The sequence below is a fragment of the Nocardioides marinisabuli genome (assembly GCF_013466785.1).
GTDB classification, from domain to species: Bacteria; Actinomycetota; Actinomycetes; order Propionibacteriales; family Nocardioidaceae; genus Nocardioides; species Nocardioides marinisabuli.
The window spans coordinates 2279913-2300057 of the sequence record NZ_CP059163.1; the positions used below are offsets into that span (position 1 = coordinate 2279913).

The window sequence follows — 20145 nt, forward strand, 5'->3', positions numbered from 1 at the left end:
GGCCGCGGCCCTACCAGTTGGAGTGGTTCTCCGGCGAGGGCAGCGGGTGGTCGGCGTCGGTGATGACGTACGCCGTGCCGCCCGAGCGGGGCAGCCAGGCGTTCTCGAGCTCGCCGCGGTCGTAGGTGCGGCGCACCGCGCCGTTGGAGGCCCCGGCCGGGTCGTTGACCACGACGTCGCCGTCGCGGGTGAAGCCGACGACGACCAGCAGGTGGCCGTTGGACGCGCCGATCGGGGCGCCGGTGAGCTCGTCGCGGTCGAAGGCGATCGAGATGACGACGGGGATGCCCGCGGCCACCAGCTTCTCGGTCTCGCGCATGCTGCGCAGCCGGGTGACGAAGGCCGCGTCGGTCTGGCGGGCGGCGTAGGCGGTGTTGAAGGGCCAGTTGCCGGTGCCCTGGTAGCCGTGGTCGTAGGTCATCCGCGCCGCGTGGTCGACCCACGGGTCGTTGTGCCCGGCCGGCACCCAGGAGTAGTCCTTGGGCTTCGGCAGGGCGTCGTAGTAGCCCAGCACCATCGACGTCGACGTCGGCGAGCACCACGCCTCGCCGCCGTTGCCCCACTGCGGGTAGTGGCCCTGGTGGGTCATCTGGCTGTACGTCGGCACCGGCAGCACCGTGCCGCCGGCCTTGCTGACCACGCCGGGGGCCGAGGCCTGCACCGAGCCGCTCGGGAGCCGCGAGGCCATCGCGCTCACCGCGCCCACGCTGGGCGGGTTGCTGCTCGCGCCGGCCTTGCGGCCCATCGTCACCCGCAGCCGGTAGGCCACCAGCCCGGCGGGGGCCCGCCAGGTGTCGACGTTGACCGAGGCAAGGTCGTCGCTCTGCCCCGAGACCGTGGTGCGCTCGACGAACTTGTCGCCGGAGGCCCAGCGGCCCAGCAGGTCCCACGAGGAGCGGCGCCCGTCGGCGGCGCGGCCCTTGACCTCGACCTCGATCCAGCTGTCGCCGGGGGTCTTGGCCTCCCACGACGCGATCAGCTCGGTGAAGGAGAACCCGGGGCGGTGCCACGGGCCGTTCCAGCGCGCGGTCGTGTACGTCGTCCCGCCCAGCGAGCGCGTCGACGTGGTGGCCGAGGGCTGGTGGAAGACCCGGCCGCGCTTGACCTTCACCGCCGTGGAGCGGCCCTTCTTCCACTGTGCCGAGCCGTCCCAGGCCTGGTGGTTGATCTTGCGCGCGGTGGCGCTGCGCGCCGAGGTGTCGGCCCGGGCCGCGCTGGAGCTCGAGGCGGCGTCGCTGCCGCCGTCGGCGGCGTACGTCGTGGGGGCGGGGGCCAGCGCGGTGGCGAGGAGGGCGAGCGCGGTGGCGGGGAGGGCGGATCGCAGCACCGGGCCACGGTACGTCACATCCGTCACTTGCGTCACAGGTCGGCCCGAGGGAGTTTCATCGGGTACCCGATGAACCTGGCGCCACCCGGCTGATCCTTCAGCCAGGCAGCGGGAGGTCCATCGGGTACCCGATGAAACTCCCTGTGGAGGACCGGCGGCCCAGCCCGGGCGGGGATGCGGGGCGGGGGAGAGCGCGCTCCTACACTTGCGGGGTGACTCTCCGGCTCTACGACACCGCCACGCGCGACGTCCGCGACTTCGTCCCCCTGCAGCAGGGCAGGGCGGGCGTGTACGTGTGCGGGCTGACGGTGCAGTCGGAGCCGCACGTGGGCCACGTGCGCTCGGGGGTCAACTTCGACGTGCTGCGCCGTTGGTTGGCGCACCAGGGCCTGGAGGTGACGTTCATCCGCAACGTCACCGACATCGACGACAAGATCCTGGCCAAGTCGGCCGAGCAGGGCCGCCCGTGGTGGAACCTGGCCTACGACATGTCGCGCGAGCTCGACCGCGCCTACACCGCGCTCAACGTGCTGCCGCCCTCCTACGAGCCGGCCGCGACCGCCCACGTGCCCGAGATGATCACCCTCATCGAGCAGCTGGTCGAGAAGGGCCACGCCTACGCCGCGGCCGACGGCTCCGGCGACGTCTACTTCGACGTGCGCTCCTGGCCGTCGTACGGCGAGCTGACCCGGCAGGGCCTCGACGACATGGAGCCCGCCGAGGACGCCGACCCCCGGGGCAAGCGCGACCCGCGCGACTTCGCCCTGTGGAAGGGCCGCAAGGCCGCCGAGCCCGCCACCGCCTCGTGGCCCAGCCCCTGGGGCCCCGGCCGCCCCGGCTGGCACATCGAGTGCTCGGCGATGGCCGGCAAGTACCTCGGCGAGGCCTTCGACATCCACGGCGGCGGCGTCGACCTGCGCTTCCCGCACCACGAGAACGAGCAGGCGCAGAGCCGCGCCGCGGGCCACGGCTTCGCGTCGTACTGGATGCACAACGCCTGGATCACCACCGCCGGCGAGAAGATGAGCAAGTCGCTCGGCAACAGCCTGACCATCCCCTCGGTGCTGCAGCGCTTCCGCGGCATCGAGCTGCGCTACTACATGGTCTCGGCCCACTACCGCAGCCACGTCGAGTTCAGCTTCGAGGCGCTCGAGGAGGCCGCTGTCGGCTTCCGGCGCATCGAGGCCTACCTCGAGCGGGCCCGCGGGGTGCTCGGCGAGATCCCCGCGACCGGCATGCACTGCGCCGACTTCGTGGCCGCGATGGACGACGACCTCGGCACCCCCGCCGCCGTCGCCGCGGTCTTCGACGTCGTCCGCGAGGGCAACAAGCTCCTCGCCGAAGGGGCCGGTGCCGACTCACCCGCCCTGCGCGGCAACGCCGCCTCGGTGCGCGCCATGCTCGGCGTGCTGGGCCTCGACCCCGCCGACCCCGCCTGGGGCCCGGCCCGGGGCGCCGACGACCAGCTGACCTCCGCCGTGGACGCCCTCGTCCACGGCCTGCTCGACCAGCGTGCCCAGGCGCGTGCGGCGAAGGACTTCGCCGCGGCCGACGCCATCCGCGACCAGATCAAGGCCGCCGGCATCGAGGTCGAGGACACCCCTGACGGACCGAAGTGGAGCCTCATCAATGGCCGGTAACTCCCAGCGCAAGGGCGCGATCAAGAAGACCGGCAAGGGCAATCCCACCGCCGGCTCGGGTGGGCGCGTCAAGCGCGGGCTCGAGGGCCGCGGCCCGACCCCCAAGGCCAAGGACCGCGAGTACCACCAGGCCCACAAGGCCGCCAAGCGCGCCGAGAAGAACCGCTCGCAGTCCAAGGGCGGCTCCCAGAAGCGCCGCGGCAGCAGCGACGCCGAGTGGATCGCCGGGCGCAACTCGGTGCTCGAGGCGCTGCGCGAGGGCGTGCCGGTCAACGGCGTGTACGTCGCCGAGGGCGCCGAGCGCGACGGCCGGCTGCGCGAGGTCTTCGCGCTGGCCGCCGACAAGGGCGTCAGCCTCCTCGAGGTCGGCCGCGGCGAGCTCGACCGGCTCACCCAGGGCGCGGTGCACCAGGGCCTCGCGGCCCGCATCCCCTCCTACGAGTACGCCGACCCGCACGACCTGATCGAGCGCGCGAAGGAGATGGGCGAGCCGCCGCTGATCGTGATGCTCGACTCGGTCACCGACCCCCGCAACCTCGGCGCGATCGTGCGTAGCGCGGCCGGCTTCGGCGCCCACGGCGTGGTCATCCCCGAGCGGCGCGCCGCCGGCATGACCGCCTCGGCCTGGAAGACCAGCGCCGGTGCCGCCGCCCGCATCCCGGTCGCGCAGACGGTCAACCTGAACCGCCAGATCAAGGAGTACCAGGACGCCGGCTGCATGGTCGTCGGCCTGGCCGCCGACGGCGAGGTCGACCTGCCCGACCTCGACCTGGCCGACGGCCCGCTCGTGGTCGTCGTCGGGTCCGAGGGCAACGGCCTCTCGCGCCTGGTCGCCGAGAACTGCGACCAGCTGGTCTCGATCCCGATGGCCAACCAGCTCGAGTCCCTCAACGCCGGCGTCGCCGCCAGCGTGACCCTCTACGCGATCGCCCGTGCCCGAGCCTGAGCCCGCCTCGTCCCAGGCCGCCGAGCCGGCGGCCGAGCGGGGCCTGCGCGGCCGCCTGCTCGGGCACACCGTGCGCGGCGCGGTGGTCCTCGGCTGCCTGGCGGTCTGGCTGGGCGGCTCGCTGCTCGCGGCCGGCTTCCTGTTCCTCAGCAGCGACCGCGAGGTCAGCCTGGCCAGCCACGAGTCGGTGGTCCGCCCGACCCTCAACGGCCAGGTCGAGCTGCGCACCGGGCCGGTCCTCCCGGACCTGCGCATCTCCTCCGGCCTGCCGCTGGGCGTGCAGGTGCAGCTGGGCAAGACCGAGGCGGCCAGCACCGACGACCTGGTCCAGCGCTACGCGCTGATCGCCTCCTCGCCCGAGGGTCCGCAGGCCAAGCTGCGCTCGGCGATGGAGGACATGGCCCTCGACGCGCTGCTGCGCGGGCTGGTCATCGGCGCGGTGCCGGTGCTGGTGTGGCTGCTGCTGGGCCGCAGCCGGCGCCGCCAGCTGCTGCTCGCGCTCCCCACGCCGTACGGCGTGCTCGCCGCGCTGCTCGCGGTCGCGATGGTGCTGGGGCTGTGGCAGCCCTGGACCCCGCCCGACGACGCGGTCGCGGCCGCCGAGGCCGAGCGCGAGTGGGTGCCGCTGGCCGACTTCGTCGGCGAGGGCGTGCCGCTGCCCGAGGAGGTCGACGGCGTGGAGATCCGCGGCGACGTCACCACCACCTCGACCCGCCGGCTCATCGAGTCGGCGGTCAACACCTACGACAAGTCCCAGACGTTCTACACCGAGGCGGCCGAGGCCGCCCGTGAGCTCGACCTGCGCCTGCCCGAGGACGACGAGGTCGTCGTCACGATGGTCAGCGACCGCCACGACAACATCCAGATGGACGTGGTGGCCCGGGCGGTCGGCGACAACGTCGGGGCCGTGGGGGTGCTCAACGGCGGCGACGACACCTCCACCGGCTCCAGCTGGGAGGCCTTCTCGCTGGACTCGGTCTCGGCCGCCTTCGACGACCTGCCGCGCTGGGGCGTGGCCGGCAACCACGACAACGGCACCTTCGTGGTCGAGTACCTGGAGGAGCTGGGCTGGACGATGCTCGACGGCGAGGTCGTCGAGGGGCCCGGGGGCGGCACCCTCCTCGGTGTCGCCGACCCCCGCTCCAGCGGCCTGGGCAGCTGGCGCGACGAGGGCGGGCTGAGCTTCGAGGAGGTCGGCGAGCGCCTGGCCGACGCCGCGTGCGCGGCCGACGAGCCGATCGACACGGTGCTGGTCCACGACGCCAACCTGGCCTCCGAGGCGCTGCGCCGCGGCTGCGTCGACCTCGTCGTCGGCGGCCACCTCCACGTGCAGGAGGGCCCCGACCCCGTCGTGGCCGACGAGGCCACCGACGGCGACGGGGCGGAGGCGGCCGAGCCCGTCTCCGGCGAGCAGGGCGACGCGGAGCCGGCGGCCGACGAGCAGACCGACGAGCAGACCGACGAGCAGAGCGAGGAGGACGCCGAGGGCGCGAGCGACGCCGAGGGCGAGGAGACCCCCGAGGAGGCCGGCCCGCGCACCGGCTACCGGTTCACCATGGGCACCACGGGCGGGGCGGCGTACGCCATCGCGCTCGGCTCGAAGATCCGCCGCGAGGCGCAGGTCTCGTTGATCACCTACCGCGACGGCAGCCCGGTCGGCATCCAGACCGTCAACCTGCAGACCAACGGCGTGTGGGTGGTCGACGACTACATCGAGCTCTCCGACATCGACCCCGCCGGCACCCCCGACGAGGGCCCCACCGACGGCCCGGCGCCCGGCCCGATCGCCCCCGGCGACGGGCCCGACGACGGCCTCGACGACGGGGCCGGCGAGGCCTGAGGCCGGGCCCGCCGGCCGCGCCGGGCTACCCCCGGCGCTTCTCGCGGACGGCCGCCACCCGCTCGCGCAGCGGGCGCTTGCCGATCTGGCTGGCACGGCCGTGCAGGGCGGTGAGCATGGTGGCGAAGAGGGTGTCCTGCTCCTCGGTGCGCTCGAAGGTGGTCAGGTTGAGCACCGGCTTCATCCGCTGGCGGGTCACCGCCTTGGCGTAGGTGAACTCCTTGAGCCCGTCGGCGCCGTGGATGCGCCCGAACCCGGAGTCGCCGACCCCGCCGAAGGGCAGCGAGGGCACCGCGGCGAACGCGATGACGGCGTTGACCGAGGTCATCCCCGAGCGCAGCTGGCGGGCGATCTCGGCGCCCCGGCGCCCCGAGAAGACCGCGCCGCCGAGGCCGTACTTGCCGGCGTTGGCCTTCTCGACGGCCTCGTCCATGCAACCGACCCGGTTGACCACCACGGTGGGCCCGAAGGTCTCCTCGGTGACGGCCAGGGAGTCCTCGGGCACGTCGACGAGGACCACCGGCTGCGCGAACCGGTCGTCGACCGACTCGGGGCCGCCGACCACGGCACGCCCGCCGCGGGCGATCGCGTCGTCGACGTGGCTGCGCACGACCTCGAGCTGCGAGCTCATCGTCATCGGGCCGAGCTTGGCCTCGGCGTCGACGCCGGCGTGGACCGCGCGGGCCCGCTCGGAGAGCCTGCCGATGAAGTCGTCGGCGACCTTCTCGTGCACGTAGACCCGCTCGACGCCGATGCAGGTCTGCCCGGCGTTGGAGAAGGCGCCCCAGGCCGCGGCCTCGGCGGCGGCGTCGAGGTCGGCGTCCTCGTCGACGATCAGGGCGTCCTTGCCGCCGGCCTCGATCACGACCGGGGTCAGGTTCTCGGCGCAGGTGGCCATCACCTTCTTGCCGGTCGCCGTCGAGCCGGTGAAGGCGAGCTTGTCGATGTCGGCGCGGCACAGCGCGGTGCCGGTCTCGCCCCAGCCGATCACGGTCTGGAGCAGGTGCTGGCCGGGCACCACCTCGCGCAGGCTGTCGGCCAGCCACACGCCCACGCCGGGGGTCAGCTCGCTGGGCTTGAAGACGACCGTGTTGCCGGCGCCGAGGGCGTAGGCGATCGAGCCCATCGGCGTGAAGACCGGGTAGTTCCAGGGGCCGATGACGCCCACGACGCCCAGCGGCAGGTACTCCACCGAGGCGCTGTGGTTGGCCAGCAGCAGGCCGGGGGAGACCCGGTGGCGCCCCAGCACCTTCTCGGCCTTGGCACCGATCCAGGCCAGGTGGTCGATGGCCAGGCCGATCTCGAGCTGGGCGTCGGCGTGCGGCTTGCCGGTCTCGGCGTGCACGACGTCGGCCAGCTGGGCCATCCGCCGGGTCAGCACCGCGCGCCACTGGCCAAGCACCTCGGCGCGGGCGTCGAAGCCGATGCCCGCCCACCAGGCCGCCGAGGCCCGGGCCCGGGCGACGGCGGCCTCGACCGAGGCGGCGTCGTCGACGGCGTGCACCCCGACCACGTCGCCGGTGGCGGGGTCAAAGGACTCGAGCTTCTGCCGGTCCTGCTGGTGCTGCTGGTCCTGCTGGTCCTGCTGGTCCTGGGGCATGGTGTCGCTCATCGGTGGTCCTTCCCGGAGGTGGCGCCGGCGCCGACCGCGGCGCGCCCGCGCAGCAGGTCGGCGGCCTTCTCGCCGATCATGATGGTGGGGGCGTTGGTGTTGCCGCGGGTGACCATCGGCATCACGCTCGCGTCGACGACGCGCAGGCCCTCGACGCCGCGCACCCGCAGCTCGGGGTCGACGACCGCGCGGTCGTCGTCGCCCATCGCGCAGGTGCCGACGGGGTGGTAGAGGGTCTGGGTCTCGGCGCGCAGGTGCTCCTCGATCTGCGCGTCGGTGGGGTCGGCGCCCCACCGCATGGTCGGCAGCCCGGGCCCGGCGACCAGCTCGGCCAGCGGGCCGGTGCCCACCACGTCGAGCATCCGGCGCACGCCCGCGACCATCGCGTCGAGGTCGGCCTGGTCGTCGTAGTAGCCGGGGTCGATGTCGGGGTGCCAGCGCGGGTCGGCCGAGCGCAGCCGCAGCGAGCCGCGGCTAGCCACGTGCACGAGCGTCGGGGCGACGGTGACCTTGCGGCTGGTGGGCTCGTGCAGCCCGTTGTCCCAGAAGCCGCTGGGCGCCACGTGGGCCTGCAGGTCGGGGGCGGGCAGGCTCTCGCGGGTGCGCCAGAAGCCGCCGCCCTCACCGACGTTGGAGGTCAGCGGCCCCCGGCCCATCAGCTTGGCGCGCGCGAAGGCGCCCAGGGTGTTGAGCTCGGCCAGGTCGGTGGTGCCGCGGGTCTCGAAGACCAGCGGCAGCGCCGGGTGGTCGTGCAGGTTGGCGCCCACCGCGGGCTGGTCGAGCACCACGTCGACGCCCACCTCGCGCAGGTGCGCGCCGGGGCCGATGCCCGAGAGCATCAGCAGCTGCGGGCTGTTGACCGCGCCGCCGCACAGCAGCACCTCGGCGGCGGCGTACGACGTCTGCGTGCCGCGCCCGTGCTGGTACTGCACGCCCACGGCGCGGCCGCCCTCGACGACGACCTTCTCGGCCAGCGCGCCGGTGCGCACGGTGAGGTTGGGCCGGTCGGCGGCGGGGTCGAGGTAGGCGCGGGCGGTCGACCAGCGCCGGCCCTGGTGGCAGGTGACCTGGTAGAGCCCGGCGCCCTCCTGGGTGGCGCCGTTGAAGTCGTCGTTGCGGGCCATGCCGGTGGCCACCGCCGACTCGACCCAGGCGTGGGTCAGGTCGTGGGTGTAGCGGCGGTCCTCCACGTGCAGGGGGCCGTCCGTGCCGTGGAGGGGCCCGCCGAGGCGGCTGTTGGCCTCGGCCCGGCGGAAGTAGGGCAGCACGTCGTCGTAGCCCCAGCCGTGCGCGCCGTGGTCGTCGCGCCAGGTGTCGTAGTCGGCGGCGTTGCCGCGGATGTAGATCATCGCGTTCATCGACGAGCAGCCGCCGAGCGCCTTCATCCGCGGCCAGTAGGCGCGTCGGCCGAGCTGCTTCTGCTCGGTGGTCTGGTAGTTCCAGTCCCACCGGGTCTTGAAGAGGTTGGGGAAGGCCGCCGGGACGGAGATGTGGTCGGACTCCGCGGGGCCGCCCGCCTCCAGCAGCAGCACGGAGGTGCCCGGGTCCTCGGTGAGCCGGGCGGCCAGGACCGCGCCGGCGCTGCCGGCCCCCACCACCACGTAGTCGAAGCTCTCCCGCACGCTCATCGGCCCTCCTTCTCGCGGCCCGGGCCCGATGCCCGCCGCGTGGGACCGACCGTATGCCGGGGTGGTCTGCGTCACAACGGCGGTGCCGGGTCGTGGACATGCCCGGCCCGTGATCCCGGTCTGGTCCACGCCGATCAGCGTCCCCACCAGCGCCGATGCCGCTCCGACCACCCCTGTCCGGGTGGGAGTGTCGAGAACTGGTTCCAATTCGGTGTGGGCACCATCACCTTTTTGGGGCACACTCGTTAAGAATTAGTACACGTTCTAGTTTTGGAGGTCCGGTGTCCGCTCGACGGTCCCTGCGTGACGTCCGACGCGCCGCCACGGCCGTCGCGGCGGGCTCGCTCTGCCTGGTGCTCGCCGCGTGCGGCTCCAACCTCGACCCCAACGACGTCGTCACCGCGGGCGGCACGCTCGGCGGCACCGGCACCACCGGCACGCTCGAGGGCGGCGACGGCACGCTCTCCGGGGGAGACCCCGGCAGCGGCGGCGTCCCCGGCACCGACGGCTCCAGCGGCACCAGCGGCAGCTCGGGCTCGAGCGGCTCCTCCGGCTCCGACGGCTCGTCCTCGGGCGGCGGCACGACCACCGACCCGGACGGCGACAACGCGCCAGACGGCGGCGGCAAGGCCGCCTCGTGCGACGGGTTCAAGAACGGGCCCGGCATCACCGACTCCACGATCACCCTGGGCAACGCCTCCGACATCTCCGGGCCGGTGCCCGGGCTCTTCGAGGCCGCCCAGGACGCCACGAAGGCCTACATCGCCTTCTACAACAAGAGCAACCCCGACGGCATCTGCGGTCGCTCGCTGGTGCTGAAGAACTACGACAGCCGCACCGACGCCGGTGCCGACCAGCAGGCCTACACCGCGGCCTGCAACGACGTCTTCGCGATGGTCGGCTCGATGTCGGCCTTCGACTCCGGCGGCGCGCCGGTCGCCGAGAAGTGCGGCCTGCCCGACATCCGCTCGGCGGCCGTCACCCGCGACCGCAGCGGCTGCGCGACCTGCTTCGGTGCCCAGTCCACGGTCGCCACCGAGTTCCAGAACGCGGTGCCCGACTACGTGCTGAAGAACTTCAAGGCCGCCTCCCAGAAGGCCGCGATGCTCTACCTCAACGCCGGCGCCGCCGCCGAGAACGGCAAGACGCAGGCGGCCGCGATGACCGCACGGGGGATGAAGTTCGTCTACCAGCAGGGCATCGAGGTCTCCGACTTCAACTACGCGCCCTACGTGCAGCAGATGAAGGACCGCGGCGTCGAGTACGTCCAGTTCATCGGTGCCGCCAGCAACGCCCTCAAGCTGGCCCAGGCGATGGAGCAGCAGGGCTTCGAGCCCGACGTCTTCATGCTCGACCCGACCGCGTACACCCGTGAGTACCAGCAGGGCGGCAGCGCGGTGGAGGGCACCACCATCTTCACCAACTTCGTGCCCTTCGAGGAGGCCGGCAGCAGCCCCGAGACCCAGCTCTACCTCAGCTGGCTCCAGCAGGTGAAGCCCGGCGCGGAGCCTACCTTCTTCGGCGTCTTCGCCTGGTCCGCCGCGCGCCTGTTCGTGGAGCAGGCCAGCGCGCTGGGCGGCAAGCTCGACCGGTCGGCCCTGATCGACTCGGTGCGCAAGGTGTCGAGCTGGACCGCGAACGGCCTGCACTCCCCGCAGGTCGTAGGGCCCAAGCGCACCGGCGAGTGCTGGCGCTTCATCCAGCTCAAGGGCGGCCGGTGGGTCCCGGTCGGGGGCACGAAGTACACCTGCAACGGCACCACGACCGTGCGATGAGCTCCTTCCTCGCCTTCACGCTCTTCGGCCTGTTCAGCGGGGCGGCGTACGCGATCGCGGCCAGCGGGCTGGTGCTGACCTACAGCACCACCAGGGTCTTCAACATCGCCCACGGCGCGCTCGGCATGGTGATGTCGTTCGTGTTCTGGGACTTCAGCGTGCGCCAGGGGATGCCGCTGTGGCTGGCGCTGTTCCTGGTGCTCTTCGTGGTCGCGCCCGGCGTCGGCTGGTTCATCCAGCGCTTCGTGACCCGGGGCCTGGGGGAGGGGCCGGTCTCGGTCTCGCTGGTGGTCACCGTCGGGCTCCTCGTGGGGTGCATCGGCATGGCCACCCAGATCTGGCCGCCCGAGCCGCGCAGCATCCAGCCGTTCTTCCCCGGCAGCGACGTCGAGGTCCTCGGCATCTTCGTCACCGCCCACCAGATCCTCACCATCGCGCTGTCGGGGGTGGTCGCGGTCGGGCTCTACGTGCTGCTCAACCGCACCCGCATCGGCACCGCCATGCGTGCCTCGGTCGACAACCCCGAGCTGCTCAAGCTCTTCGGCGGCAAGCCCGAGCAGGTCGCCGCGCTGTCCTGGGCGATCGGCACCTCGCTGGCCGCGCTGGCCGGCGTGCTGCTGGTCTCCACGGTCGGCCTCGACTACTACGCGCTGACCCTGCTGGTCATCAACGCCTACGCCGCCGCCATGCTCGGGCGCCTGAAGTCGCTGCCGCTGACCTTCCTGGGCGCGATGTCGCTGGGGCTGATGACCTCCTACGCCTCCGGCTACCTGCCCACCGAGGGCCTGCTCAACAGCGTGCGCAACGTCGTGCCGGCGCTGTTCCTCTTCGCCGTCATCGTCGCGATGCCCCAGGCCCAGCTGCGCATCGGCCAGGTCAAGGGCATCGTCTCGGCGCCGCAGCCCTCGCTGTTCCGGGCCCTGGGCTGGGCCGGTGCGCTGCTGCTGGGCGTGGCCTTCCTGGCCACCGCGTTCGGCGAGTCCAAGCTGCTGCTGCTCGGCACCGCGGCGACGTACGCGATGGTGATGCTCTCGCTGGTGCTGCTGACCGGGTACGGCGGCCACGTCTCGCTGGCCCAGCTGACCTTCGCCGGCGTCGGCGCCCTGGCCTACATCAAGATCGACCAGCCCAACCTGCTCGGGCTGGTGCTGGCCAGCCTGGTCGCGGCCGGGGTGGGGGCGCTGGTGGCGCTGCCGGTGATCCGGTTGACGGGGCTCTACCTCGCGCTCTCCACGCTCGCCTTCGGCGTGATCATGGAGAAGATGGTCTTCCAGGCCGAGTTCGCCTTCGGCTTCAACGGCACGCTGGGTGCCGAGCGGCTCTCGGTGCTGGGCGTGCGCATCGAGTCCAGCGCCGCCTACGTGTGGGTGATGGCGCTGTTCTTCGTGCTGATGGGGCTCTGCCTGCTGTGGCTGCGCCGCGGCACCCTGGGCCGGATGCTGATCGCGCTGCGCGACAGCCCCGCCGCCTGCGGCACCCTGGGCCTCGACGCCCGGTGGTTCCGCGTCGGCCTCTTCGGCCTCTCGGCCGGCATGGCCGGCCTCGCCGGGGCGCTGTACGCCGGCCTGCGCGGCTCGGTCGGCGCCGCGGAGTTCCAGTACTTCAACTCGCTGCCGCTGCTGCTGCTCGCCGTGGTCTTCGGCGTCACCTCGGTCACCGGCGCGGCGCTGGGTGGCGTCGGGCTGATGCTGCTCCCGGTCTTCCAGTCCTCCAACCCCTCGGTGGCCGGGCTGATCTTCGCGCTCATCGGCTTCGGTGCGGTCGCGCTGGGCCGCGACCCCAACGGCCTGGCCAACCAGCTCTTCAAGCTCGGGCGGCTGCTCGACCGGCGCTTCGGCACCCAGCTGCGCGCCCGCATCCCGGTGCTCCCGGCCCCGGGCGAGGCCCAGCGACGGATGCACGCCGAGGCCGAGGCCAACGCCGACGCCGAGCCCTCGCTCTCGAGCGTGGGCCTGCACGCCGACCACCACTCCGACGGGTCCGTCGACCTGCCCCTCGCCACCGACCCGCGCCAGGAGGTGCCCGCGCATGCCGCTCCTCGAGGTTGACCACGTCGTGGTCCAGTTCGGCGGCGTGACCGCCGTCAACGAGGCCTGCTTCGCCGCCGAGGCCGGCCGGGTCACCGGCCTGATCGGGCCCAACGGCGCCGGCAAGACCACCTGCTTCAACGTCATCTCCGGGCTCCAGCGACCCACCCGGGGCGCGGTGCGCTTCGACGGCCGCAAGGTGACCTCGGTGCCGGTGCACCGCCGCTCCAAGCGGGGCATGGGCCGCACCTTCCAGCGCCTCGAGGCCTTCGGCTCGCTCACCGTGCGCGACAACGTGCGGGTCGCCGCCGACATCCACCGCGGCCTCCTGGGCGCGGTGCGCGGGATCGGGTCCTCCTCGCGCGGCGGCGTCGACGCGCTGCTGGAGCGGGTGGGCATCGCGGCGTACGCCGAGGAGCGGGCCGACTCGATCCCCACCGGCACCGCGCGGCTGCTGGAGCTGGCCCGCTGCCTGGCCGGCGACCCGAAGCTGCTGCTGCTCGACGAGCCGTCCTCGGGCCTCGACGAGACCGAGACCGACGACTTCGGCGACCTGCTGCGCGACCTGGCCGCCGAGGGCCGCGCGATCCTCATGGTCGAGCACGACATGGACCTGGTGATGGGGGTCTGCGACGAGATCCACGTGCTCGACTTCGGCTCGGTCATCGCCTCCGGTGAGCCCCACGCGATCCGGGCCGACCCGGCCGTCCAGAAGGCCTACCTCGGCTACGCGCCCGAGGAGGACGACGCGGCCGCTGGCGCCGCCGGCGCCGTCGGCGCCGTCGAGGGGCCCGCCGAGCGCACCCGCACCGACCTGCCCGTCGTCGCCGACGACACGACCGTCCTGCCCGCCGTCGCGGCGGGCCCCGCCGGAGGTGCCCGATGAGCGTCCCGATCCTCGAGGTCCTCGACCTGCACGCCGCCTACGGGCGCATCGAGGTGCTGCGCGGCGTCGACCTGGCCGTGCCCAAGGGCGCGGTGATGGCCCTGCTGGGCCCCAACGGCGCCGGGAAGTCGACGCTGATCAAGGTGATCTCGGGGCAGAAGTCGCCGACCTCCGGCGACGTGCACCTCGGTGGCGTCAACGTGCACGGTGCCGGGCCCGAGGAGCTCGCCCGGCTGGGGCTGTGCACGGTGCCGGAGGGCCGCTCGGTCTTCCCCAACCTGACCGTCGCCGAGAACCTCACCCTGATGTCGTACGCCGGCGTGCCGGCCGAGGCGGTCCTCGAGACGGCCTTCACCTACTTCCCGCGGCTGCTCGAGCGCCGCGGCCAGCTCGCCGGCACCATGTCGGGCGGCGAGCAGCAGATGCTGGCGATGTCGCGGGCGCTGGCCTCCGACCCGGCGCTGCTGCTGCTCGACGAGCTGTCGATGGGCCTGGCGCCGCTGATCGTCGACGAGCTCTACGACACCGTCGCCCAGATCGCCGAGTCGGGCGTCTCGATCCTGTGCATCGAGCAGTTCGCCCGCACCGCGCTGCGGGTCTCCGACTACGCCGCGGTGATGTCGGGCGGCCGCGTGGTGGCCACCGGCGAGCCCGCCGAGATCCTCGAGACCATGTCCGACGTCATCCTGGGAGGTGCGGCATGAGCCGCCAGACCACCACTGCTTCCGTGCGTCGCGCCGGCGGGCCCCGCCGGGTGCTGCTCTCATTGGCCGCCACCGCCCTCGTGGGCACCGCGCTGCCGCTGGCCGCGGCGCCCGGCCCGGCCGGCGCGGCCGAGGGCGACCCGGCGTTCGCCGGGTACGTCTCGACCACCTCGGCCACCCCGGTGCGCATCGAGATCTACGAGTCGACCATCCCGATCCCGGCCAGCCCGCAGGCCGAGCTGAACATGGGCTACAGCACGGTCAAGGCAGACTCCTCGACGTCGCGGGGCCGGGCCAGCTTCATGTGGCCCGGCGACGCGGTCGGCGAGGGCTTCAAGACCATCGTGGAGAACTTCGGCCTCCCACCCGAGCTCGCCGGCCCGATCGGCGAGAACGGCTACCCCTTCCAGGTCAACTCCGTGCACCCCGCCGGCCCGCCGCGCGAGGCCGACGAGCCGTTCCCGGGGGTCATCAACCGCACCGGGGCCAGCGAGGGCCGGACCTTCGCCGAGGTCGGCTACTCCACCGACTGCCGGCTCGGCGAGCCCGGCGCCGGCAGCGAGGACGGCGGCGGTGACGACGGTGACGGCGACGGCGACGCGCCGGGCTCCCGGGCCTGCCCGGCATCCCCGGGCTGCCCGACATCCCCGGCTGGGCGCCCTGACCGGCGGCTCACCGAGGCCCTGGCCGGAGGTCTGGCCGGCGGCTCGCGCGCCGCGAGCCAGGAGCCCACGGCGCGCGAGCGTCGTACGGCACGGGTCGAGGCGCGCGCCGACGAGGACGAGGTCGAGTGCCAGATCCCGACCGAGCTCGCCGCGCTCGTCGACATCGGCGGCTACGCCGCCGAGTCGGTCGTGACCAACGACCCCACCCAGGTGCGCGCGGTCTCGCGCTCGGCCGTCGGTGACGTCAGCCTGCTCGGCGGGGTGGTGACCCTCTCGGGCATCACCGCTCGAGCCGTGGCGGCCAGCGACGGCGCCAAGGGCACCACCGGGGGCGGCGCCGACTACGGCGTGCTCACCATCGCCGGGCAGAAGTTCCGCTACGGCGCCGACGGCTTCGAGGCCGCCGGCCAGGCGGCGCCCGTGCCGGGCCTGCCCAGCGACCCGGGGGCGGCGCTCGAGGCCCTCGGCATCCAGCTGCTGCTGCCGCAGCCGTCGTACGAGAAGGACGGCGACAAGGCCACCACCACCGTGCAGGGCATCCAGGTCGTCATCGACACCACGATCCTGCGCGGCCAGCTCGACGCGCTGCCGCTCAACGCGCTCGCCGACCTGATCAACCAGATCCCCGAGGAGGCCGGCCAGCTCAAGGCGGTGCTGGGGTCCGCGATCAACCTGGCCCCCCGGTTCGTGATCACCCTCGGCAACGCCACCAGCGTCGTCGACACCTCCCAGCCCGTCGACATCGCGACCGGCGAGGTGCCCGACAACAACACCACCGGCGAGCCGGGCGACCCGACCACCGCCGGTGGGGGCGGCAGCGCCACGACCGGCGGCGGCGGCACCGGCACCGCCGGCACCCCGGGCACCCCGGGCGAGCCCGCCGTGCCCGGCAGCGACGGCTCGGGCGACGGCGACCTCGTCGACGCCGCGCCGACCGGCGCCGGGCTGCCGCCGCTGTTCTCCATCCCCGGCGCGCTGCTCTTCGGCGGGATCATCGGCGCCACGATCGCCGGCTCCTACCTGCGCCGCCTCGGCGTGCTCGCCCTCGGCGGCATCGGCGCCTGCCCCCACGGCCTCGACAGCGGCCTCCCCGACCTTCGAAAGGCCTGAGCGATGACCACCGTGAACCCCGCACCCGCACCCACCCCCGGTCACACCGGCCACACCGGCACGGCTCCGGCCTCGGGTGCCCGCACCGGCGCCTCGTCGGTCGGCTCGCTGCCGCGGGCCGGCTCGCGCGGCGGCAACGGGGCGGCGCCGCTGAAGAACAACAACTACCGGCTGCTGCAGGTGGTGCTCTTCTGGGCCGGTGCGGTGCTGCTGCCGCTGGGCCTCGTGGTGATCATCCTGGGCTGGTACGGCGCCGCGAACACCCCCTACGAGTACGACCAGATCTCCTACCTGGTCTCCGGCGGCCTGCTCGGGCTCGGGCTGACCTTCTGCGGCGGCTTCCTCTACTTCGGCGCCTGGCTGGCCCGCATCGCCGACGACGGGCGCGAGTCCTCCAAGCGCCTCGCCGACACCCTCCTGGTGCTCGCCGACGTCACCTCGCGCGCCGCGGCCACCCGCGACGACGGCGTCGACGTCTCGGCCCTGCCGGTCACCGCCGGTGACGGCACCACCATGCACCGCCGCGACTGCGCCCTCATCGCCCACCGCACCGACCTGCACCCCGTCGGCGAGCACAACGGCCACCTGACCACCTGCCGCGTCTGCCGCCCCTGACCTCACGGGCGCGGGTCCGAAGGTTCATCGGGTACCCGATGAATCTCCCGCCACCACGCTGAAGCATCAGCCAGGCACCGCCAGTTCCATCGGGTACCCGATGAACCATCGGCGCCCCGCCTGACCCGCCCGCGTCAGCGGCGTACGCCGCCGGCGTCGGTGGGCGCGTCGGTGGGGTCGGTGTCGTCCGGGTCGTCGTCGGGGTCGGCGGCCATGGCCTCGTCGGGCTTCGAGGTCAGGACGGTGTCGATGTAGTCGCGGGCGGTGTCGAAGATGTCGACGGGCCGCCCGGCGCGCTCGGAGAGGTACCACCGGTGCACCAGCACCTCGTGGAAGAACTGCGCGGGCTCGAGCTTGCCGCGCGAGTCGGCGGGGATCATCGCGGTCAGCGGCTCGTACACCCGGGTCAGCCACCGGTTGGCGACCAGCTGGCGGTCCTCGCGGCCCAGGTCGTGGTGGGCGGTGAAGGCGGCGAGGTCGTTGAGCAGGCGCCGGGCCTGGGCGTCCTCGACGTCGAGCCCGGTCAGCGACTGCAGCTCGCGGCGGTGGTGGCCGGCCTCGACGACCTTGGGCTGGATGCGCACCTGGTCGCCGTCGTAGTCGGTGACGATGTCGAGCTCGTCGACGTCGAAGCCCAGGTCGTTGAGCCGCTCCAGGCGCCGCTCGATGCGCCACAGCTCGCCGGCCGAGAACTCCTCGTGCCCGGTCAGCTCGCCCCACAGCTCGTCGTAGCGGCGCAGCAGCAGCTCGACCACCTCGTGCGGCTCGATCGCCTCGGCGGCCGAGCCGTGGCCGGGCAGGCTGGCCTGCAGGTCGAGCAGCTCGGCGAAGACGTTCTCGGTGGCCACGGTGACGTCGTGCTCACGCATCTGGCGCGACAGGCTCGAGCGCAGCTCGCCGGTCTCGGCGTCGACGAGGTACGCCGCGAACCCGTCGGCGCTGCGCCGGAAGAGCACGTTCGACAGCGACACGTCGCCCCAGTAGAAGTCGGCCAGGTGCAGGCGCACCAGCAGCACCACCAGCGCGTCGACCAGCCGGGGCAGGTCCTCGCGCCCGGCGCCGTGGCTGAAGAGGCTGCGGTAGGGCAGCGAGAAGCGCAGGTGCTCGGTGATCAGCGCGGCCGGCAGCTCCTCGCCGTCGGCGTCGACGCGCCCGGCGACCACGCCCTGCGGCACCACGGCCGGCATCCCCATCCGCTGCAGGTCGCGCAGCAGCCGGTACTCGCGGAACGCGATGTCCTCGACGGTCTCCTTGACGGCGTACACCCGATCGCGCAGCCGCACGATGCGCACCACGTGGCGCGAGAGGCCGCGCGGCAGCGGCACCACGTGCTCCTCGCCCCACTCCTCGAGCGGGGTCGACCAGGGCAGGGTGATGATCGCCGGGTCGGGTCGGCTGGCGACGATGCGCAGGGCCATCAGGCGAGCCTAGGGCCGGGCGCTCAGAGCCGCCACACGGTGACGCCGGCCCCGCCGGCCGGCACCTCCAGCCATCCGTCGCGTACGACGAGCGGTGCCGGCTCGCCCTCGGTGGCCAGCAGCGGCGCGGGGTCGCCGACCGGGCGGGCCGGGGCCCCGTCGAGGGCGGGCAGCGCCAGCGCGGCCGCAGGCAGGCCGACCGCCCCGCCGGGGGCGCGGCGGGCGCAGACCAGCACCGAGCCGGCGGGGTGCTCACGAAGGTAGACGAGGGTGTCGTCGTCGACGTGGGCCCAGCGCAGCCCGCCGCGCACCAGCGCGGGGTGCTCGGCGCGCAGCCGCGCGAGCGCGGCGTACGTCTCCATCGTCGTGCGGTCCCAGGCCTCGGGGGAGTCCCAGGGCATCGTCCGGCGCGCGTCCTCGCCGTTGACGCCCTCGAGGCCGATCTCGTCGCCGGCGAAGAGCATCGGCACGCCGGGCAGGGTGAACTGCAGCCCGGCGGCGACCCGGTGCTGCTCGGGCGAGCCGACCAGGGTGCGGATCCGGGCGGAGTCGTGGGAGCCCAGGATGTTCCACGACCAGGTGGTGGCCCGCCAGCCGTGCCGCGCGGTCCACTCGCGCATGGTGCGCGCCACCAGCGGCCCGGGGCGCCGCGGCACCGGCAGCGGCCGGCCGAAGGCCCGCGCCGGCGACTCCTCGTCGCGCAGCCACGACCACACCGGCCACGAGAAGCCGGAGTAGTTCATCGTGCCGTGCCAGCCGTCGCCGTCGAGGTCGCTCGAGGCGTCGTGGTTGTGCTCGCCGATCACCAGCGCGTCGGGGCGCTGGGCCTGCGCGGTGGCGCGCACGGTGCGCGCCACGTCGTGCGCGACGTCGGTGGCGCCCAGCCGCCCGGTCATGTTGGCCACGTCGATGCGCCAGCCGTCGACGTCGTACGGCGGCCGCAGCCAGCGCGCCACGACGCTCTCGGGCCCCTCGGTCATCGCCGCGCGCAGCCCGGGGTCGGTGTGGTCGAGCTTGGGCAGGGTGTGGTGGCCCATCCAGCACTCGTAGGAGCCGTCGGCGCGGAAGCAGTACCAGCCGCGGCCGGGGCCCTCGGGGTCGGCGAGCGCCTCGCGGAACCACTCGTGGGTGTCGCCGGTGTGGTTGGTGGTCAGGTCGCCCAGCAGTCGCAGCCCCCGCTCGTGCACCGCCTCGGAGAGGCGCTGGTAGGCGTCGTCGCCGCCGAGCAGCGGGTCGACGCCGTCGAAGGTGGAGGCGTTGTAGCGGTGGTTGGACTCCCCGGGGAAGACCGGGGTCGTGTAGAGCACGCTCACGCCCAGCGCGGCCACGTGGTCGAGGTGCTCGACGACGCCGTCGAGGTCGCCGCCGAAGAGCTGCAGCGGGGTGCGCGGGTCGGAGCCCTCGAAGACCACCTCGTCGTCCCAGGCCGCCGGCACCGCCCAGGCCGGGGTCTCGCGCTGGTCGGCGGCCGCGGAGCGGGCGAACCGGTCGGGGAAGACCTGGTAGACCACGGCCTCGCGGCCCCACTCCGGCGGCGGGGCGTGGCTGGAGACGCGGAAGTCGAAGGCGTCGGGCGCGTCGTGCTCGACCACCCCGGCTGCGGTCAGCCAGCGCTGGCGCCCGTCGGCCCCGGCGAGCAGGAAGCGGTAGTGGGTGACCGGGTTGTGCACCGGCAGCTCGCCCTCCCACCACACCGACCCCTCGCCGCCGGACTCCTCGGCGTCGTCGCGCGCGACCTCGGCGCAACGGTGGTAGACCGGCTCGGCGTCGTACGTCGTGCGCAGCCAGACCGCCTCGACCGGGTCGCCGACCCAGGTCCGCAGCCGCACCGTGACCGGCCAGCCCGGCGCGGGGGTCTCGGGGTCCAGGTGCAGCGCGGAGCCGTCGTGGTGCGGCTCGTGCAGGAGGTGGGGGTCCATGCGCCCATCCTCCCAGGTGAACGCGCCGCGACC

General features: G+C 73.7%; 14 protein-coding genes. 9 read left to right on the forward strand and 5 right to left on the reverse strand.

What is annotated here, in order from left to right; all coding sequences use genetic code 11:
• Positions 1 to 10: 10 nt before the first annotated feature.
• Entirely contained in the window at positions 11 to 1327 is a 1317-nt protein-coding gene (locus H0S66_RS10920) for a peptidase C39 family protein (protein ID WP_179615414.1), read from the reverse strand.
• 212 nt (positions 1328 to 1539) lie between these two features.
• Here H0S66_RS10920 and cysS point away from each other — a divergent pair, with 212 nt between their 5' ends.
• From cysS to H0S66_RS10935, 3 genes are read left to right on the forward strand one after another with little or no spacing between them, the layout of a single operon-like run.
• A complete protein-coding gene (gene cysS, locus H0S66_RS10925; protein WP_179615415.1) occupies positions 1540 to 2967 on the forward strand; it encodes a cysteine--tRNA ligase in 1428 nt (475 codons plus the stop codon).
• Complete coding sequence (rlmB, locus tag H0S66_RS10930; protein ID WP_179615416.1) at positions 2957 to 3913, forward strand: 23S rRNA (guanosine(2251)-2'-O)-methyltransferase RlmB; 957 nt, start codon at positions 2957 to 2959, stop codon at positions 3911 to 3913. Before cysS ends, rlmB begins: the two co-directional genes overlap by 11 nt.
• Positions 3900 to 5753 carry a metallophosphoesterase gene (locus H0S66_RS10935; protein ID WP_179615417.1) on the forward strand — a complete coding sequence of 618 codons (1854 nt, stop codon included), beginning with the start codon at positions 3900 to 3902 and terminating at the stop codon, positions 5751 to 5753. Before rlmB ends, H0S66_RS10935 begins: the two co-directional genes overlap by 14 nt.
• A 25-nt stretch (positions 5754 to 5778) precedes the next feature.
• On the opposite strand, the gene H0S66_RS10940 is transcribed toward H0S66_RS10935, so the two are convergent.
• The gene (locus tag H0S66_RS10940) at positions 5779 to 7365 is read right to left on the reverse strand and encodes an aldehyde dehydrogenase family protein (RefSeq protein ID WP_246305132.1); all 1587 of its coding nucleotides are present in this window, start codon (positions 7363 to 7365) and stop codon (positions 5779 to 5781) included.
• Complete coding sequence (locus tag H0S66_RS10945) at positions 7362 to 8993, reverse strand: GMC family oxidoreductase (protein WP_179615418.1); 1632 nt, start codon at positions 8991 to 8993, stop codon at positions 7362 to 7364. Before H0S66_RS10945 ends, H0S66_RS10940 begins: the two co-directional genes overlap by 4 nt.
• A gap of 281 nt (positions 8994 to 9274) precedes the next feature.
• Between H0S66_RS10945 and H0S66_RS10950 the strand changes: the two genes are divergently transcribed.
• The 6 genes from H0S66_RS10950 to H0S66_RS10975 are packed head-to-tail and all read left to right on the forward strand — an operon-like array spanning position 9275 to position 16775.
• Positions 9275 to 10768, forward strand: coding sequence for an ABC transporter substrate-binding protein (locus tag H0S66_RS10950; protein WP_179615419.1), 1494 nt, complete (start codon positions 9275 to 9277; stop codon positions 10766 to 10768).
• Positions 10765 to 12816: an ABC transporter permease gene (locus H0S66_RS10955; protein ID WP_179615420.1), complete on the forward strand. Its 2052-nt coding sequence runs from the start codon at positions 10765 to 10767 to the stop codon at positions 12814 to 12816. Before H0S66_RS10950 ends, H0S66_RS10955 begins: the two co-directional genes overlap by 4 nt.
• A complete protein-coding gene (locus tag H0S66_RS10960; RefSeq protein WP_179615421.1) occupies positions 12797 to 13681 on the forward strand; it encodes an ABC transporter ATP-binding protein in 885 nt (294 codons plus the stop codon). Before H0S66_RS10955 ends, H0S66_RS10960 begins: the two co-directional genes overlap by 20 nt.
• Complete coding sequence (locus tag H0S66_RS10965) at positions 13678 to 14385, forward strand: ABC transporter ATP-binding protein (RefSeq protein ID WP_179615422.1); 708 nt, start codon at positions 13678 to 13680, stop codon at positions 14383 to 14385. The genes H0S66_RS10960 and H0S66_RS10965 overlap by 4 nt, the downstream gene beginning before the upstream one ends.
• Complete coding sequence (locus H0S66_RS10970) at positions 14382 to 16160, forward strand: choice-of-anchor P family protein (protein ID WP_180923582.1); 1779 nt, start codon at positions 14382 to 14384, stop codon at positions 16158 to 16160. The genes H0S66_RS10965 and H0S66_RS10970 overlap by 4 nt, the downstream gene beginning before the upstream one ends.
• A 3-nt stretch (positions 16161 to 16163) precedes the next feature.
• Entirely contained in the window at positions 16164 to 16775 is a 612-nt protein-coding gene (locus tag H0S66_RS10975; RefSeq protein WP_179615424.1) for a hypothetical protein, read from the forward strand.
• Positions 16776 to 16909: 134 nt separating this feature from the next.
• Here the strand turns inward: H0S66_RS10975 and H0S66_RS10980 are convergent, their stop codons facing one another.
• Positions 16910 to 18193, reverse strand: coding sequence for a DUF4032 domain-containing protein (locus tag H0S66_RS10980; RefSeq protein ID WP_179615425.1), 1284 nt, complete (start codon positions 18191 to 18193; stop codon positions 16910 to 16912).
• Between the two features lie 23 nt (positions 18194 to 18216).
• Positions 18217 to 20112 carry a glycoside hydrolase family 13 protein gene (locus tag H0S66_RS10985; RefSeq protein WP_179615426.1) on the reverse strand — a complete coding sequence of 632 codons (1896 nt, stop codon included), beginning with the start codon at positions 20110 to 20112 and terminating at the stop codon, positions 18217 to 18219.
• Positions 20113 to 20145 lie beyond the last annotated feature (33 nt).

Bases quoted from the DNA above. Each gene is read 5' to 3' on its own strand.
- rlmB (WP_179615416.1), top strand. From the start codon at position 2,957: ATGGCCGGTAACTCCCAGCGCAAGGGCGCGATCAAGAAGACCGGCAAG.
- H0S66_RS10940 (WP_246305132.1), bottom strand. From the start codon at position 7,365: ATGAGCGACACCATGCCCCAGGACCAGCAGGACCAGCAGGACCAGCAG.
- H0S66_RS10945 (WP_179615418.1), bottom strand. From the start codon at position 8,993: ATGAGCGTGCGGGAGAGCTTCGACTACGTGGTGGTGGGGGCCGGCAGC.
- H0S66_RS10955 (WP_179615420.1), top strand. From the start codon at position 10,765: ATGAGCTCCTTCCTCGCCTTCACGCTCTTCGGCCTGTTCAGCGGGGCG.
- H0S66_RS10960 (WP_179615421.1), top strand. From the start codon at position 12,797: ATGCCGCTCCTCGAGGTTGACCACGTCGTGGTCCAGTTCGGCGGCGTG.
- H0S66_RS10965 (WP_179615422.1), top strand. From the start codon at position 13,678: ATGAGCGTCCCGATCCTCGAGGTCCTCGACCTGCACGCCGCCTACGGG.
- H0S66_RS10970 (WP_180923582.1), top strand. From the start codon at position 14,382: ATGAGCCGCCAGACCACCACTGCTTCCGTGCGTCGCGCCGGCGGGCCC.
- H0S66_RS10975 (WP_179615424.1), top strand. From the start codon at position 16,164: ATGACCACCGTGAACCCCGCACCCGCACCCACCCCCGGTCACACCGGC.
- H0S66_RS10980 (WP_179615425.1), bottom strand. From the start codon at position 18,193: ATGGCCCTGCGCATCGTCGCCAGCCGACCCGACCCGGCGATCATCACC.
- H0S66_RS10985 (WP_179615426.1), bottom strand. From the start codon at position 20,112: ATGGACCCCCACCTCCTGCACGAGCCGCACCACGACGGCTCCGCGCTG.